Below are 16232 nucleotides of genomic sequence, written 5' to 3' on the forward strand. Positions count from 1 at the left end.
GGCACAACCGCGCTATCGGCCCAAAGGACGCAGCAGTTGCTTCATCATGGTACTGATGATCAGCAGGATCAGCACGATTGAGAGTAGCGGTAATACCAGCCACAACCCCGGATGCCAGCTGACAGGCAGCTCAAATCCCCATTTGATCAAAGAAGCCACCAGTGCTTCAGCCCCGAGTACGGCGATCACCCCCGCCAGTACCGCCATCAGGCCATATTCGCTCCAGATGGTGGCACGGATCCGGCTTCGGCTGGCGCCTAAGGTGCGGTAGAGCTTAATTTCCTGCTGCCGCTGTGACAGGCTCAGGCGTAACAAAGTCAGCACCAGTAACAAGCCGCTGCACACCCCCAGAAAAGCCAGCACAGATAATGACAAGGACACTTGCTGTAGTATGGCCTGAATACGGGTTGCCATGGTTCTCAAGTCCAGCAAGGTGACTGTCGGATAGTCTCGGCCGAGCTTGTTCACCAGCTCACTCTGCTCTGCCGCCACTCTGAAACTGACCAGCCAGGTGGCAGGCAAATCAGCCATGACATCCGGTGTGAAGATGAAGTAGAAATTAGGCCGCATGTTGCGCCATTCCACCTCCCGCAGACTGGTAACTGTTGCACTGAACACCTGACTGTTCACGTTAAAGCCCAGGGTATCACCCAGTTTTATCCCCAGCCGTTCTGCCACACCGGTTTCTACCGACACACCGCCGGGGGCATTGCTCCATTCGCCAGCCACTAAGGTGTTGTGTACTGGCATGGAATCTCGCCAGGTAAAATTCAGTTCGCGGCGCAAGGATTCATCCCCTTCCTGACGCTCATCACTCTCACTGCCGTTTTCAGCGCCTTCAGCCCTTGGATTCTGGCCGTTTATGGTTACCAGCCGGCCGCGCACTATAGGATAACTGTCGGAACGCATTAAGCCGCTCTCATCCAGCACATTGAGATAGGCCGGATGCTGAACCGGGCTGATATTAAGCGCAAACACATTGGGGGCATCCGGCGGCAATGTCTGCTGCCAGTCCGCCAACAAATCGGTACGCAGCAGCCAGATAACCGCCAGCAGCATCAGCGAGCTGGTCAGGGCGGCCAACTGGGCACCGCTTGCCAGCGGACTGCGACCGATACGACTCAGAGCCAGTGTCATCGCCGGTCCCCACTGACGACGACGCAACCCGGCCACCAGCAATAATCCCATGCCCGCCAGCAGCACCAGCAACACAAACAAACCTGCCAGGGTCAGCCACATCATAGGGTTATTACCGACCCAGAGTAATAGTGCAACAACAGGCAGCAAAATCAGCAGGTAACGTTTCTTAGAACTGGTGTCCGCCGTCTGGCGCTGCATCACAGCCAGAGCCGGTGCATCCAGCAAGCGCCACAGTGCGATCCCGATGCCCGGTACCGATACCAGGATCGCCACCAGCAGGCTGACCAGCCAGGGCATGGCTCCCATCTCGGGCAGCGGCTGCGGTAACACATCAGTAAGCGGCAGACGTAACAGCCACTCCAGAAAAAGCCCCAGCGCCAGGCCCGCCGAGGCGGCAATGGCAAACAACAGCCCCAGCTGCCTCGCCAGCCACCGCCACAAGAAGGCTTTACCGGCACCGAGGCTTTTCATCATGGCCACGGTTTCCGTCCGGCTGGAGGTGTAGTGCATACAGGTCAGCACCAGAGTGGCCGTGGCCATCATGATCACCAGTATCAGGGTCAGCGAAAGGTACTGCTGCACCCGCTCGATCATCTCGCCGGTCCGGCCTTGGGTGGTTTCACTGATCCAGCGCTGATCCGGTGTCAGCTGTGATTGCTCCCTGAGTTGCTTTAACTGGGTCTCAGTACCATTAAAATAAGCCCGGTAACGTACCCGGCTGCCGGGCTGGATAGCCTCAGTGGCGGCCAGATCGGCTTCATGCATCAACACGGCCGGCATCTGACTGAAAGGGTTAAACGACAGTTCCGGTTCCTGCACTATGGTGCCGGCTACTGTCAGCTCAGCGTTGCCAATAGCCACCTGATCACCATTGCTGACATTAAGCAGAGAGAATAACCGCTCAGACAGCCATAACTCACCCGGGTTGACCTGTTGCTGGGTCCGGCGGGTGCCCTGCAGCACCAGCTCTCCCCGCAATGGAAAATCACTGGAGACAGATTTCACGCTAACCAGCTGCATGGCATTATCGCTGAACGCCATGGTGCCAAACCGCGTTTGCTCTGTGACCGTCAGCCCCAGACGCTCCGCTTCCCTGACAAGGTTATCAGGCACAGGATTGGCCGATCTTAATACCAGATCAGCGGCTATCATGCTGCGCCCCTGGTTAATCATGATCTTCTCAACCCGCACCACCAGCGAGGCCAGTGCAAATACACAGGCAATGATCAAAGTCAGTGCCACCGCAACGGGCCACAACTGCCCTTGCCACAGTTCACGCCAGCTCCATTTCAGCAACAGGGAATGGCCCTTTGGCCTGACAGGACTCTGGCTTTCACTCATCTCTGTCATGCCGCCTCCACCCGTCCGCCATGAATACGCACTACCCGATCACAACGTTCTGCCAGTTGCGGGTCGTGCGTTACCAACACCAGGGTAGTGCCGTGATCCCGGTTGAGCGCAAACAGTAAATCTATGATGGTCGCAGCGGTTTGCTGATCCAGATTGCCCGTCGGTTCATCGGCAAACAGCACCTGTGGGGCGGTCATGAATGCTCTGGCAAGTGCCACACGCTGCTGCTCACCGCCCGATAACTGGGAAGGAAGATGCTCTTCGCGCCCCTGCAGTCCGACCTGGCGCAACAACTCTGCTGCCCGCTCGCTATCACCGGTTTCCCCTTTGATAATGGCCGGTAATGTCACATTCTCCAGCGCCGTCAGCGACGGAATCAGCAAAAAACTCTGGAACACAAACCCAACGGCCTGGCTGCGCAACGCGGCACGGGACTCATCGTCCATGTGGGACAAAACTTGCCCCAGCAACTCAATTTCGCCGCTGCTGGGTACGTCCAGTCCGGCCAGCAAGGTCATCAGTGTCGATTTACCCGCCCCGGAAACCCCAACCAAAGCAATGCTTTCACCCTGCTCGACCTCAAGCGAAACATCCTGCAGAATGGTGAGAGTCGTGGTGGCCGTTGTCACCTGTTTAGTTACTGATTGCGCTTTTATCACGGATGTAGACATGATGCGGATCCTTGCACTGTTATTACTTGTTATGACCCCACTCAGCAGTGTTGCCGCCACCTTAATGGTGCTTGGCGACAGCCTGAGTGCAGGATATCAGATGCGTGCCGAACAAAGCTGGCCCCGCCTGATGGAACCCATGCTTAACGGCAACGGGCTGAAAATTGACGTCATTAATGCCAGTATATCGGGCGACACCACAGGAAATGGTCTTGCCCGTCTGCCTAAGCTATTGAAACAGCATGCTCCAGATTACGTCATAATTGAACTGGGTGCGAATGATGGTCTGCGCGGATTTCCACCGGCGACCATAGAGAATAACCTCAAAGCCATTATTGACCTTATTAAGGATAGCGGCGGTGAGCCGATGTTGATGCAAATCCGCATCCCGCCCAACTACGGCAAGCGCTATACCAGCCAGTTTGAAGCTATCTATCCCAGACTCAGCACAGACTACGCTTTGCCTCTGCTTCCCTTCTTTTTGGAGCAAGTCATTCTGCGTGACGGCTGGATGATGGATGATGGCCTGCACCCCAAAGCCGATGCTCAGCCCTGGATCGCTGAATTCATGACAAACACTATCACACCTTTTTTGTAACAAGATTTTACGGGCGCGATGATGCCCGGATTTAAGGACTATCAATGAGCACTGCCATTCTTATTACCGGCTGCAGCAGCGGTATCGGTTACCACTGTGCCAGATCGCTTCATCAGGCTGGCTATCTGGTGGTGGCCAGCTGCCGGCACGATGACGATGTCGCACGCCTGCGTGACGAAGGCCTTCACTGCGTGAGGCTCGATCTCGCCGACAACCAGTCTATTGAACAAGGACTGTCAGAAGCACTGAGTATCACTGAAGGTAAACTCGATGTACTGTTTAACAACGGCGCCTACGGCCAGCCAGGCGCCCTTGAAGATCTCCCCACCGATGCCCTTCGCGAGCAGTTCGAAACCAACCTGTTTGGCTGGCACTCGCTCACTAAAGCTGTGATTCCTGTCATGCTGGCTCAGGGAGGCGGTAAAATCGTGCAAAACAGCTCTGTACTCGGTCTTGTTGCCATGAAGTACCGCGGCGCCTATAACGCCAGTAAATTTGCGCTGGAAGGATACACAGATACACTGCGGCTGGAGCTGGCTAACACCCCGATTAAAGTCAGCCTGATAGAGCCAGGGCCAATTGAAAGTCAGTTCCGGGCCAATGCCAAGCGTCAGTTTGAATCCCATATTGATATGACGGCATCACGGCACAAAGAGAGTTATCAGAACACACTGAACAGACTGGGCAAGCCCTCCCCGTCCAATAAGTTCACACTGACCCCGGAGGCCGTACTCAAACCGCTGATGCACATTATCAACAGTGATCGGCCATCAGCCCGGTACTATGTCACCCAGCCGACCTATATCTTTGGCTTTCTGCGCAGAGTGTTGCCCGTTCGCTGGCTCGATCATCTGCTGGGAAAAAGCGATTAACTGGCACTCATAATGGGCAAACTTTGATCTTGATCCGAGAGTCAAAACCTCAGCGGAAAAATGCGCTTTTTTTAGCCAGCTGTCATGATTGTGTCATCTGAGCACTCTAGGCTTCAGGGTAAGTTGGTCCTTACCTGCTGAAGGGGTAAACCAGCGATCCCCCTAAATAAACGTGCTACATTTTTCGGAGAGATCGGCATGACATTACGCCAGATAAATGCGCTCTGTCTTTGTGTCGCTATTGCTCTGCTTCTGACCTTCCATCTGTAACGGAGAGCCCTGCTCTCCGTTTTTTTCTCTTAGACCCGTTACCAGCCGCGTTTTTCTGTCTTTTCTCTTGATTTTCCAGCCAATCAGCCCAACATCTTGAACATCACTCTTAAACGATCACGGAAACGCCCGGTATGAATGACAAATTAGCAATTGAACTGAATGAAACCAATCTGCATCAGGTGATAGAGCAGTCAATGCAACAGCTGGTCGTGATCAGCTTCTGGGCTCCATCCATGCCAGAAACAGCAGAAGTCAACACCCTGCTTGAGCGTCTGGCGGCCCAGTATGCTGGCCAGTTTGTGGTGGCAACGCTCAATTGTGAAGAACAGCAGATGGTGGCAGCCCAGTTTGGTGTGCGCAGTCTTCCGACCGTCGCCATTTTCAGCAATGGTCAGCCGGTTGACGGCGCGGCAGGTCCGCAAACCGAAGACAGCCTGCGTCAGATGCTGAGTAAGCATTTACCCAGCCAGGAAGAAATGCAGCTGGAACAGGCCATTCAATTAGTCAGCCAGCAAGCCTTCAACGAAGCACTGCCCATTCTGCGCGAACTGGCAGGCAGCCTGCCGGGTAACAGCCAGGTGTTGCTTGCCACCGCCGAATGCCTGCTGGAAACGGCACAGTTTGACGAAGCGGAAACCCTGCTTGGGCAGATTCCGATGCAGGATCAGGACGGTTATTACAAAGGGCTGGTTGCAAAGCTGGAGCTCCACCGCCAAGCCAGCGATTCTCCGGAGATCCGCCAGTTAGAAGAGAAACTGGCCACCGATCCGGGCAACGGACAGCTCGCTTATGAGCTTGCGGTGCAGTACAGCCAGGTCAATCGTCATCAGGAATCTCTGGATATCCTGCTGAATCTGCTGCGTAAAGATCTGAACTTCGCCGACGGTAATGCCAAGAAAACCATGATGGATATCCTGGCCTCACTCGGTCAGGGCAATGCCCTTGCCAGTCAGTATCGTCGCCAGCTTTATTCTCTGCTGTACTGATCTCATCCACGCCGCAGGCAATCCCACTTTGCCTGCGGTTATCTTGCCGCAGCCTCCCCTATGGTCAGGGCATCTATGATCGGACAACCCGGCTGGTTGTTACCCGGACACTGACTGATCAGGCTCTGAAGGCTTTGTTTCATTGCCAGTAATTCCTGGATCTGATGATCAATCTCAGCCAGTTTGTGCTCAGCTTTTTCTTTTACGTCAGCACTTTTTCTGTCCGGATCCCGCGACAAGGCCAGCAGCTCACGACTTTCATCCAGACTGAATCCGACCAGCCGCGATCGTTTTATCATCAACAGTTCGTTCACCTGCTTTTGGCTGTAACGGCGATAGCCATTCTCACCCCGCTGCGGCTCACTAATCATGCCCTTGCTTTCATAAAATCGTATGGTTTTGTTAGTCAGGCCCGTCTGTTTTGCCACTTCGCTGATATTCATCATTACCTCGTTAAAATACCGCTTGACCTTCCATTAACTGGAAGCTTTAGGGTTAGCATATCTCATAACTGTGGTGTAGAGGAAGCCCATGGATAATTCAAATCACGCCGCCACCCCAGCCAGCCATTCCGCTGCCAACATGGATATCAGGCTGCCACTTGGCAAGGTTCGCTGTATGAACTGCGTCGGAAAAATTAAACAGGCACTGAGCAAGCTTGATGGTATCGAATCTCTGGACATTAATACCCAGCAAGCCCATATCACAGGGCAGGTCGATCTGAATGAAGTGATTGCCACTATCGAAAGCCTTGGCTACCAAGGGGGTTACCACCATGACTTGCCGCTGTCGGGTCTGTCGTGTGGCAAGTGTGTCAGCAAGCTGGAGGCCATATTCACAAACGAGCCGGAAATCACGCAGTTTGAAGTCAGCAAAACCCGGGCAAAGGTGCAGGGCTCACTGACCGAATCCGCGCTGATAGCCCTGATTGAATCTGCAGGCTATCAGGTACCGGCTGAAGCTGGTGCGGTTGAAAAGAATGCGGCAGAAGCTGTCTTGCACGACGCAACTGCACCTGAACAAGCGAAAACGGAGCAACCCGAGCCGTCACCATCAGCCGATGCTGAAACCGCGCCATCATCCGATAACAGCCACTACTTTTTACTTTCAGGCATGACCTGCGCCAGTTGTGTGTCCTCAGTTGAAAAAGCCATTCAGGGCGTGGCAGCGGTTACGGCTGTCAGTGTCAACCTGGCCGAACGGACAGCGCTGGTTCAAGGGGATATCAGTCCTGAATCTGTGATCCAAGCTGTGTCTGATGCCGGGTATGGTGCAGAGCTCAGTGAAGATGAAGCGACAAGACGTGAGCGCCAGCAAGCCCAGAATACAGCAACTTACAAACAGCATCTGCTCAATGCCGGGCTGGCATTAGTGCTGGGTGTGCCCCTCATGGCCTGGGGCGTATTCGGTGGCAGTATGATGATAGAGTCGGCCACCAGCCAGTGGGCTTGGGGCATCATAGGTGTGCTGACGCTGGCGTTGCTCATTTACTGTGGCGGCCACTTTTTCCGCGATGCCTGGAAAGCTTTTTTACATCACAGAGCCAGTATGGATACCCTGGTCGCTCTGGGGACAGGTGCTGCCTGGTTTTATTCCATGTTTGTGGTGCTCAAGCCAGACTGGTTCCCGGCACAAGCCAGGCATGTCTATTTTGAAGCGTCAGCCATGATTCTGGGGCTGATCACACTGGGCCATGCACTTGAAGCCAAAGCGCGCGGTCGCACTTCACGGGCACTGGAAAAACTGATCGATCTGCAGCCGCAGACCGCCATTCTGGTGGATCAGCAAGGCGAGCGTGAAGTCCCTCTGGCTGAAGTTCAGTCGGGTATGGTGCTGCGTTTACGTCCGGGTGCCAAAGTGCCTGTCGATGGCGTGATTGAGCAAGGTGAGAGCTATCTTGACGAATCCATGCTGACCGGTGAACCCGTCCCGGCCCACAAGAAGCCGGGAGACAAACTCCATGCCGGTACCATTAACCAAAGCGGCAGCCTGCTGTTTAAAGCGGTGCAGGTCGGTAATCAAACCCTGCTGGCCCGGATCATAGGTCTGGTTCGTCAGGCGCAGAGCAGCAAGCCTGAGCTGGCGAAAATGGCGGATACCATTTCTGCCATTTTTGTTCCGGCCGTGATGATCATTGCCATTGTTACCGCCACTCTCTGGTATTACTTTGGCCCGGATCCCGTCTCGATTTACATGCTGATCACCGCAACAACGGTACTCATCATTGCCTGCCCCTGTGCACTTGGACTGGCGACCCCCATGTCGGTGACAGTCGGTCTTGGCCGCGCTGCAGAATACGGCATCCTTATCCGTCATGCCGATGCGATGCAACTGGCCGCCAACATAGATACAGTGGTGCTGGACAAAACCGGTACGCTGACCGAAGGCAAGCCTGTGCTCACACACAGCCATTATTATGGTGATCACACTGAACACGCTGTGCTGACTCTGGCGGCCAGCCTCGAACGGGGTGCAGAGCACCCGCTGGCAAAAGCTATCGTCTCGGCGGCACAGGAAAAAGGACTGTCTTTGCAATCAGCCCGAGATTTTAACGCTCAGGCTGGCTATGGCGTCAGCGGCGAGGTTAACGGACAGCGTGTTCTGCTGGGCAACCGTGCGCTGATGGAAAAAGAAAATATCGACATTTCTGCCCATCAAAACGATGCCCACTCGCTGGCCGATGCAGGTGCAACGGCTATTTTCATTGCCGTAGACGGAGCACTGGCCGCACTGTTAGGCATCAGTGATCCGCTGCGATCAGACTCTAAAGCCGCGGTAGAGAGACTTCAGGCGAAAGGGATCGAGGTGATCATGCTGACCGGTGACACCGAACGAACAGCCAAAGCGATCGCCCGCCAGGCGGGAATTGACCGCGTCATTGCCGGGGTCCTGCCCGACGGAAAATCCGAGCAGGTGGCGCAATTACAGCAGTCAGGGAAACACGTGGCCATGGTCGGCGACGGTATTAATGACGCCCCTGCACTGGCTAAGGCAGAAATTGGTATTGCCATGGGGAGCGGCAGCGATGTCGCCATTGAAAGCGCGCAATTAACCCTGGTGCGCCATTCTCTGCACGGTGTCGCCGATGCACTGGAGCTCTCATCAGCGACGTTACGTAACATGAAGCAAAACCTGTTCGGCGCCTTTGTGTATAACACATTGGGGATTCCGCTGGCCGCCGGTATCCTGTTCCCTTTCACCGGCAGTCTGCTCAGCCCTGTGATTGCCGGAGCGGCGATGGCTCTGTCGTCCATCACTGTGGTCAGCAATGCCAACAGACTGAGACTTTTCCGCCCTGGTAGTCAGGACAACGCTCAATTGAAGAAGGAGGCCTGAGATGATGGCTTTACTTGCTGCACTGACCATTGGCTTTATTGTCTGGTGGTTCTGGCTGCATCCAAAAAAATAATGACTTTTGAGCGGCTGCTTTCTACAGCCGCTTTTTCTTGCCAGCCCACACCAGATTCCATAGGCTGTATGCATCCTACCGCCAATGGAAACAGCATGTTCAAATCCTTGCTCACCAAAGCCGGTATCCTGCTGACAATCTTCAGTTCAGGTGCCTCTGCAGAACCTCAGGTCTGGCTGGCCAAAGACAACCAGCGACAGTTTGTGCTGATGGGATCTATCCATGTCGGCAGCGATGCACTCTACCCGCTGCCTGATGCCTTTAACCGTTACTGGCCTCAAGCGGATGGTCTGATTTTAGAAGCCAATATCCAAAAACAATTCAGTATGCCAGCCATCGACGAGGCTCACTTTACCCGTAAACTGCTGCCGCCATCTGATATCCGGACACTCAGAGAGCTTGCCGCTCAGCTCAAACTGTCTCCTTTCAGCCTGCTTGAAAGCCCTCCCTGGCTCACCGCCATGCATCTGCAAATGGCCCAGTCACTAGCGCTTGGCCTCACTCCGGACAAAGGGATTGATCAGGTGGTGTTTAACCGGGCACTAAAAGAGAATCTGCCCATTTTCGAGCTGGAAGGGATAGAAGCGCAGTTCCGCCTGCTGTCTTCACTGCCTGATCACGGATTAAACCTGCTGCAAACGACGCTCAACGAATGGCCTCTGCTGGAAGAAGAAATGACCTGCCTGCTCACCGCCTGGCAGCAGGGCAATAATGCCGTACTGACAGAGCTCAGCCAGCAAGTTGCCCTGTCTGAAGAGACCGAACAGCACTTGCTGATACAGCGTAATTACAACTGGGCTAAACAGCTCACCATCTCCCCTCAGTACCAAAAAGGGACTTTCCTGGTGGTAGTCGGCGCTTACCACATGATGGGCGAGGAGGGGCTACCGGCATTGCTGCAAAAGCAGGGATTCACAGTGCAGCAAATTAACAGCGCACAGCCTGCCTCCTGCCAATCCGGTATCGCAAAAAAAACCTCTGGCCATCGGCCATGAGTCGCCGAGTCTAATTCTTTCCTCGCCAAGGGGAGGGATTATCCGTGGTTTCAGCAAGCTCTGTACGATCCCTCCCCCTTTTCAAGGGGGAGGCTAGGTGGGGTTACTGGGCACAAAAGCCAAATCATGCACATATAAAAAAGCCCGCTCACTGAGCGGGCTTCCGTAATGTGGTCGGTGAAGAGGGATTCAACGCGGCGGGCTTCCGTGCCCGACCCGACAGGACTAAAACTGTCGCTCTCTTGACAATTAAAAGTCAATAGACACAAAAAAGCCCGCTCATCGAGCGGGCTTCCGTAATGTGGTCGGTGAAGAGGGATTCAACGCGGCGGGCTTCCGTGCCCGACCCGACGGGACTAAAACTGCCGCTCTCTTGACAATTAAAAGTCAATAGACACAAAAAAGCCCGCTCATTGAGCGGACTTCCGTAATGTGGTCGGTGAAGAGGGATTGAACGCGGCGGGCTTCCGTGCCCGACCCGACAGGACTAAAACTGCCGCTCTCTTGACAATTAAAAGTCAATAGACACAAAAAAGCCCGCTCATCGAGCGGGCTTCCGTAATGTGGTCGATGAAGAGGGATTCAACGCGGCGGGCTTCCGCACCCGACCCGACGGGACTAAAACTGCCGCTCTCTTGACAATTAAAAGTCAATAGACACAAAAAAGCCCGCTCATTGAGCGGACTTCCGTAATGTGGTCGGTGAAGAGGGATTCGAACCCCCGACCCTCTGGTCCCAAACCAGATGCGCTACCAAACTGCGCTATTCACCGATAATTCTGTTTCGCTTTGAGACTTGCTCCAAAGGGTCCCTCTGGTCCGCTATTCTCAAAAGCCGGAGATGCGCTACCAAACTGCGCTATTCACCGATAATTCTGTTTTCGCTTTGAGACTTGCTCCAAAGGGTCCCTCTGGTCTGCTATTCTCAAAAGCCGGAGATACGCTACCAAACTGCGCTATTCACCGAAATTTGTTCAGACTGACTACAGTCTTAAAAACGAGATTTGCTTCTTTTGAAAGTATAACTCTTGTTATCTGAGTTACTCAAACCGCGTCTTAAAATAGTGGTCGGTGAAGAGGGATTCATCGCGACGGGCTTCCGTGCGGCGGGCTTCCGCACCCGACCCGCCGTCTTACCAACCAATAAGCCTGACGAATCAGACTTTGGAAATAGTGGTCGGTGAAGAGGGATTCGAACCCCCGACCCTCTGGTCCCAAACCAGATGCGCTACCAAACTGCGCTATTCACCGATAATTCTGTTTCGCTTTGAGACTTGATCCAGAGGGTCTCTCTGCTCCGCTATTCTCAAAAGCCGGAGATGCGCTACCAAACTGCGCTATTCACCGATAATTCTGTTTTCGCTTTGAGACTTGCTCCAGAGGGTCCCTCTGGTCCGCTATTCTCAAAAGCCGGAGATGCGCTACCAAACTGCGCTATTCACCGACAAAAACGAAACGCTGATGCGATTCGAGGTGGCCTATAATACTGGCTAATTTACTGAACGCAAGAGGATGGACAGAAAATTTCCTTTCCTTGCTGCTACTTGCTTAGGAATGCACCAGTTAACACAGAATTTTGCTGAGATCCGCAAAAAACACACCAATAGTGATGATTCGAGTATGAATTGATCCAGATCATCAGCTCGTTCGCCAAGGTCCATTAAGCTTGAATTCAGTTTCCCAGGCAGAGGACATCACATGGATTTTTGGCTAGATTTACTCTTTGGTAATCCGGTTGGCCTATCATCAATGATAGTGATTTTCGGTGCATTGGGGCTAATGCTCTTCTATGGTGGTTATTTTGTCTATAAAGCTATGAATGCAAAGCCACAAGATTAGCCGTTCCGTTATCTCCAATCTTCTTTGAATCCTGAGAACTCTGACAGGCTCGGGATTCTTTTTTTTCTTGCCTAGCCACGTATAATCTTCCCTACCGTCCGCAGTAGAAAAACACACCATGTCCGATCAAGATGAACTGGACCTGTTCCGAGAAATGATGGCCGATGTGGCCCCGCTGGAGCAGGATAAAGTGCCCCCGGAAAAGAAGCATCAGATTACTGACGCCCAGCTCGCCCGACAAGCCGCAGCGCAGAGCCTGACTGACAGTGACCCGGAATATTTATCGCTAGATTATGTCACTATGGTCAAGCCGGATGACATGCTGGATTACAAACGTGACGGGGTTCAGGATGGCGTCATCCGCAAGTTAAGACTGGGCAAGTACGATATTCAGGCCAGGCTTGATCTGCACCGCAAAACGCTCAGGGAAGCCAGAGATGACGTGTTGCACTTTCTCAAGCAATGTCAGCGAATGGATATTCGTACCGTGCTGATCGTTCACGGTAAAGGTGAACGTTCAACGCCTCCGGCTTTAATGAAGAGCTATGCCGCGACCTGGCTGACTCAAATCAGCGATGTGATGGGCTATCATTCAGCGTTACGGCAACATGGCGGAAACGGAGCCTTGTATGTCATGCTAAAGAAAAGCCCTGAACGTAAACTGGAAAACCGGGAGCGGCATCAGAAGCGTCAAAGCTGACATTAATATTAACATTAGCAACGGGTGGCAGTGTGCCTATCCCTGCCACACCACTCTGAGTGCCAGCATAATCAGCACCACGCCGGACAAACGATCGATCAGCTGGGCGCGTGTTTTCAGCGTTTCCAGCACCGCTGGTCGGGACAGAACCAGGGCAATCAGTGTGTACCAGAGGCCATCCACCAATAATGGTGTAGCGACAATAATCACTTTATCGCTCATAGCACTCCCAACGGCCACAAACTGGCTGAACAAGGCGAGAAAAAACAGCGCGAGTTTGGGATTCAGCACAGAGATCATCAGTCCGTCCCGGGCTGCACTAGCCATGCTTGCAGATTCGCCTGCTGCCAGTTTTGCCGCCACTCCCCCTTTCGAACGCAGGGCATTGATCCCCAAATACGCCAGGTAAGCCGCTCCTGAATAGGTCATGACCTGAAAGAGTGCTGGCGACTGTTTGAGGACAACAGCCAGCCCGAGCAGCGTCAGTAACGCATACACGCCAACGCCAAATGCATGGGCCCAGGAGGTGACAATACCATGTAAGCGCCCGCCCGCCAGACTGTGTTTAGCCACAACCGCTAAACTGGGTCCGGGCGACATTGCCCCCAACATACAAATCATCAGTAATGAAAGCCAGATACTGAACGTCATCCTTGTCTCCTGCGGCCAATACTCAGCCTGTCGTAAATTAAATAAGTGGTTATAAGTGGCTGGAATAATTAGCGGGCTAACGCCGCCAGTTGACCATTGGTCAGTTGCAACAGATCCTTGGGCGCCAGTTCTATTTCCAATCCTCGCCGACCCGCACTGACACAGATAGTGTCATAGTCCTTGGCCGAGTCATCAAGAAAAGTGGGCAAGCGTTTTTTCTGGCCTAAGGGACTGATCCCGCCAACAATATATCCCGTTGTTTTTTCGGCTATGGTCGGATCGGCCATTTCGGCTTTTTTGGCCCCTGCGGCTTTTGCCGCCGATTTCAGATCCAGCATGCCAGCTACCGGCACAATAGCCACCGCCAGTTGCCTGGGATCGCCATTGCAGGAAAACAGCAGGGTTTTGAACACCCGGGCCGGATCCTGCCCCAGCACCTCTGCCGCTTCCAGACCGAAATTGGTATTGTTCGGATCATGCATATACTGATGGACTTTATGAGCAATTTTGTGCTTCTTTGCGAGATTTATAGCGGGTGTCATCCTGTCCTCCGGCATAATTATCGTTACCCACTATAGCTAACAGGTATCTTCACGCCAAGCCAGTACCGGCACAGACAGCAATAAAAAAGCTCACCTGCCAGAACAAGTGAGCTTTAGTCTTCAGCGCAGAGTTTCAGTACCGATTAACGGTACACAATCTCACCGTTAGGATCGAACGCATGAACATTAATCGGGCTGCTGGCTTCTAGGTAGTCTTTCAGCACTTCTGCATCAACAAATCCGGTATTCACGTAACCGGAATGATCAACCAGTTTAGGGTATCCATCGCCACCGGCGGCATTAAAACTGGGCACAGTAAACCGGTAGGTGTTGCCTGGTACCAAAGCTTTGCCACCAATCTTAACATTGCTGACTTTACCGTCCCGGATATCCATAGTGACACCATAGAACTGCGCATATGCCCCCGAGTCGACGGGCTTAGTCGCAACAGAACCCAGGTAGTCCAGCACTTCGGCCCCTGTCATATCGGTATAGGTCACCATATTGCCAAATGGCTGTACTTTCAGCACATCTTTATAAGTAATATCACCGGCAGGAATAGAGTCACGGACGCCGCCTGAGTTCATGACCGCAAAATCAGCTTTGGCACGCTGCATGTGAGAGGCGGCAATTAAACGTCCCAGATTTGTCTGCTGAAAACGCACTACACTCCGGTCGCCTTCCAGTTTGCCGTTTGACTGGGCAATCTTGATATTGAGTTTTGCTTGTCCGCGCTCCTGGTATGGCGTTAAGAAAGCTTTCACCGTGGCATCTTGAGGGATCTCCTGCTCAATAAAGACTTTTTCCGACTGGCCGTCAGCCAGCTTGATTTTCTTCTTCAGGTTAACCGGGATCAGATCGTAGCTGACCATATTCAGCTCACCGTTTCTGAACTCAAAATCCGCCCGGCCCACATACTTGCCCCACTCGTGCGCCTGCACAATCCAGGTGCCATTCTGCTGATCCGGTTTGCAATCGTCACTCGGTTTGAAAGATGGGTTCGCCACATTCGGCCCTTCCATACAGACAGGCTCCTGAGAGTGACCACCGACGATCAAGTCCAGATCGCCCGGTTCAAGATAACGCGCCAGGGCAACATCACCCGGCGCATTGACACCATGCTTACCATTGGCATAGTGGCCCATGTGGGTAGCCGCAATAATGAGATCCGGCTTTTCCGTTGCTTTCAGCTCGGCGATGACAGCTTTAGCTTCGGCTTTTGGATCGCGAAATTCAATGCCGCCAATGTATTCCGGGTTACCGATTTTCGCGGTATCTTCTGTCGTCAGACCGATAACGGCAATTTTGATCCCCTGCTGCTCGAAAATCTGGTACGGCTGGAACAAACGCTTGCCTGTCGCCTTGTCATAAATGTTGGCTGACAGCATAGGGAAGTTTGCCCATCCTTCCTGTTTGCGCAGCACATCGAGCGGGTTATCGAATTCATGGTTACCCACAGCCATCGCATCATAGCCAAGCATGTTCATGCCTTTAAAATCGGGCTCCGCATCCTGCAGATCCGACTCAGGCACGCCTGTGTTGATATCGCCACCAGACAGTAACAGGCTGGTGCCGCCTTCTTCTGTCACGGTTTCTCTCAGGTCATCCAGCAAGGTCTTGCGGGCAGCCATACCGTATTCACCGTCACGGTTGTGCCAGAAACGGCCATGATGATCATTGGTATGAAGAATTGTCAGCTTGTAGGTCTGGTCTGATTGCCAGGTGTCGGCTTGTTCCTGGCTCGCACAGCCAGCCAATACCATTAGCAATCCCGCTGACAAGGCAGTGCGGGTAAACATTTTATTTTTCATTTCATCACCTTACACAGTCAACTCTCATGGCTCACCTCCTTTCCTTGGCGGTGGTTGTGGCCAAAAACAGTGCTCAGTGTAAAGTAATCAAATGCCAGGTGGCAGGCGATTTCACCATAGTGTTAATTGGATCACTATGCAATCGATATCATTTTTATTTTTGAATGGCATACACCAGGTTCATATCAGAAAACGCGACTTTCAGTATCTGACCCAAACACTGGAATCGAGATAACATACAGAACCCGGCATCATGACGTTACAGGATTGCTGATAAATACCTCCTATCTAAGGAAACATGCCCACCTCTCCAAAAAACACAAGCTTCCATACATCATGCCCCTAAATAAAACGAAAATGTTTGAACCGCTTTTTATTCACCAAACAGGCCATCAA

At 53.0% G+C, this 16232-nt stretch carries 14 protein-coding genes and 2 tRNA genes; 7 read left to right on the top strand and 9 right to left on the bottom strand.

Features of this window, described 5'->3' with window-relative positions; translation table 11 throughout:
- Positions 1–12: 12 nt before the first annotated feature.
- Together KCG43_RS05785 and KCG43_RS05790 are read right to left on the bottom strand one after the other, a co-directional pair.
- Positions 13–2490 carry an ABC transporter permease gene (locus tag KCG43_RS05785; protein ID WP_192014620.1) on the bottom strand — a complete coding sequence of 826 codons (2478 nt, stop codon included), beginning with the start codon at positions 2488–2490 and terminating at the stop codon, positions 13–15.
- On the bottom strand, positions 2487–3161 hold the full coding sequence (locus KCG43_RS05790; protein WP_192014619.1) for an ABC transporter ATP-binding protein: 675 nt from the start codon (positions 3159–3161) through the stop codon (positions 2487–2489). The genes KCG43_RS05785 and KCG43_RS05790 overlap by 4 nt, the downstream gene beginning before the upstream one ends.
- Between KCG43_RS05790 and tesA the strand changes: the two genes are divergently transcribed.
- The 3 genes from tesA (at position 3160) to KCG43_RS05805 (ending at position 5890) form a co-directional block, all read left to right on the top strand.
- Complete coding sequence (gene tesA / locus KCG43_RS05795) at positions 3160–3759, top strand: multifunctional acyl-CoA thioesterase I/protease I/lysophospholipase L1 (RefSeq protein WP_218383819.1); 600 nt, start codon at positions 3160–3162, stop codon at positions 3757–3759. The genes KCG43_RS05790 and tesA overlap by 2 nt on opposite strands.
- A 44-nt stretch (positions 3760–3803) precedes the next feature.
- On the top strand, positions 3804–4631 hold the full coding sequence (locus KCG43_RS05800) for an SDR family oxidoreductase (protein WP_218383821.1): 828 nt from the start codon (positions 3804–3806) through the stop codon (positions 4629–4631).
- 404 nt (positions 4632–5035) lie between these two features.
- Positions 5036–5890 (top strand): co-chaperone YbbN, encoded by an 855-nt coding sequence (locus KCG43_RS05805; RefSeq protein ID WP_192014616.1) that lies wholly within the window; start codon positions 5036–5038, stop codon positions 5888–5890.
- Between the two features lie 38 nt (positions 5891–5928).
- Here KCG43_RS05805 and cueR read toward each other — a convergent pair whose 3' ends face one another.
- On the bottom strand, positions 5929–6333 hold the full coding sequence (gene cueR / locus KCG43_RS05810) for a Cu(I)-responsive transcriptional regulator (protein ID WP_237028844.1): 405 nt from the start codon (positions 6331–6333) through the stop codon (positions 5929–5931).
- 175 nt (positions 6334–6508) lie between these two features.
- Between cueR and KCG43_RS05815 the strand changes: the two genes are divergently transcribed.
- Positions 6509–9226, top strand: a complete 2718-nt coding sequence (locus tag KCG43_RS05815) for a copper-translocating P-type ATPase (RefSeq protein ID WP_218383896.1) — start codon at positions 6509–6511, stop codon at positions 9224–9226.
- Between the two features lie 35 nt (positions 9227–9261).
- Here KCG43_RS05815 and KCG43_RS21385 read toward each other — a convergent pair whose 3' ends face one another.
- Positions 9262–9396 carry a hypothetical protein gene (locus tag KCG43_RS21385; RefSeq protein ID WP_255557874.1) on the bottom strand — a complete coding sequence of 45 codons (135 nt, stop codon included), beginning with the start codon at positions 9394–9396 and terminating at the stop codon, positions 9262–9264.
- Here KCG43_RS21385 and KCG43_RS05820 point away from each other — a divergent pair.
- On the top strand, positions 9395–10294 hold the full coding sequence (locus KCG43_RS05820; RefSeq protein ID WP_218383823.1) for a TraB/GumN family protein: 900 nt from the start codon (positions 9395–9397) through the stop codon (positions 10292–10294). The genes KCG43_RS21385 and KCG43_RS05820 overlap by 2 nt on opposite strands.
- A gap of 695 nt (positions 10295–10989) precedes the next feature.
- Here the strand turns inward: KCG43_RS05820 and KCG43_RS05825 are convergent.
- Together KCG43_RS05825 and KCG43_RS05830 are read right to left on the bottom strand one after the other, a co-directional pair.
- A tRNA-Pro gene (locus KCG43_RS05825) sits at positions 10990–11066 on the bottom strand.
- 401 nt (positions 11067–11467) lie between these two features.
- Positions 11468–11544: transfer RNA gene (locus tag KCG43_RS05830), tRNA-Pro, on the bottom strand.
- A 447-nt stretch (positions 11545–11991) separates the two neighbouring features.
- On the opposite strand from KCG43_RS05830, the gene KCG43_RS05835 reads away from it, so the two are divergent.
- Positions 11992–12132 carry a DUF3149 domain-containing protein gene (locus KCG43_RS05835; RefSeq protein WP_027253831.1) on the top strand — a complete coding sequence of 47 codons (141 nt, stop codon included), beginning with the start codon at positions 11992–11994 and terminating at the stop codon, positions 12130–12132.
- A gap of 118 nt (positions 12133–12250) precedes the next feature.
- A complete protein-coding gene (smrA, locus tag KCG43_RS05840) occupies positions 12251–12832 on the top strand; it encodes a DNA endonuclease SmrA (RefSeq protein ID WP_218383831.1) in 582 nt (193 codons plus the stop codon).
- Positions 12833–12868: 36 nt separating this feature from the next.
- On the opposite strand, the gene KCG43_RS05845 is transcribed toward smrA, so the two are convergent.
- The 3 genes from KCG43_RS05845 to ushA form a co-directional block, all read right to left on the bottom strand.
- Positions 12869–13483: a LysE family translocator gene (locus KCG43_RS05845; protein ID WP_192014612.1), complete on the bottom strand. Its 615-nt coding sequence runs from the start codon at positions 13481–13483 to the stop codon at positions 12869–12871.
- A 68-nt stretch (positions 13484–13551) separates the two neighbouring features.
- Complete coding sequence (gene ybaK / locus KCG43_RS05850; protein WP_218383833.1) at positions 13552–14025, bottom strand: Cys-tRNA(Pro) deacylase; 474 nt, start codon at positions 14023–14025, stop codon at positions 13552–13554.
- A gap of 143 nt (positions 14026–14168) precedes the next feature.
- Positions 14169–15836, bottom strand: a complete 1668-nt coding sequence (ushA, locus tag KCG43_RS05855; RefSeq protein WP_218383835.1) for a bifunctional UDP-sugar hydrolase/5'-nucleotidase UshA — start codon at positions 15834–15836, stop codon at positions 14169–14171.
- Between the last annotated feature and the right edge of the window lie 396 nt (positions 15837–16232).

Origin of the sequence: Photobacterium sp. WH24, from assembly GCF_019204055.1 — a bacterium.
Lineage (GTDB): Bacteria > Pseudomonadota > Gammaproteobacteria > Enterobacterales > Vibrionaceae > Photobacterium > Photobacterium arenosum.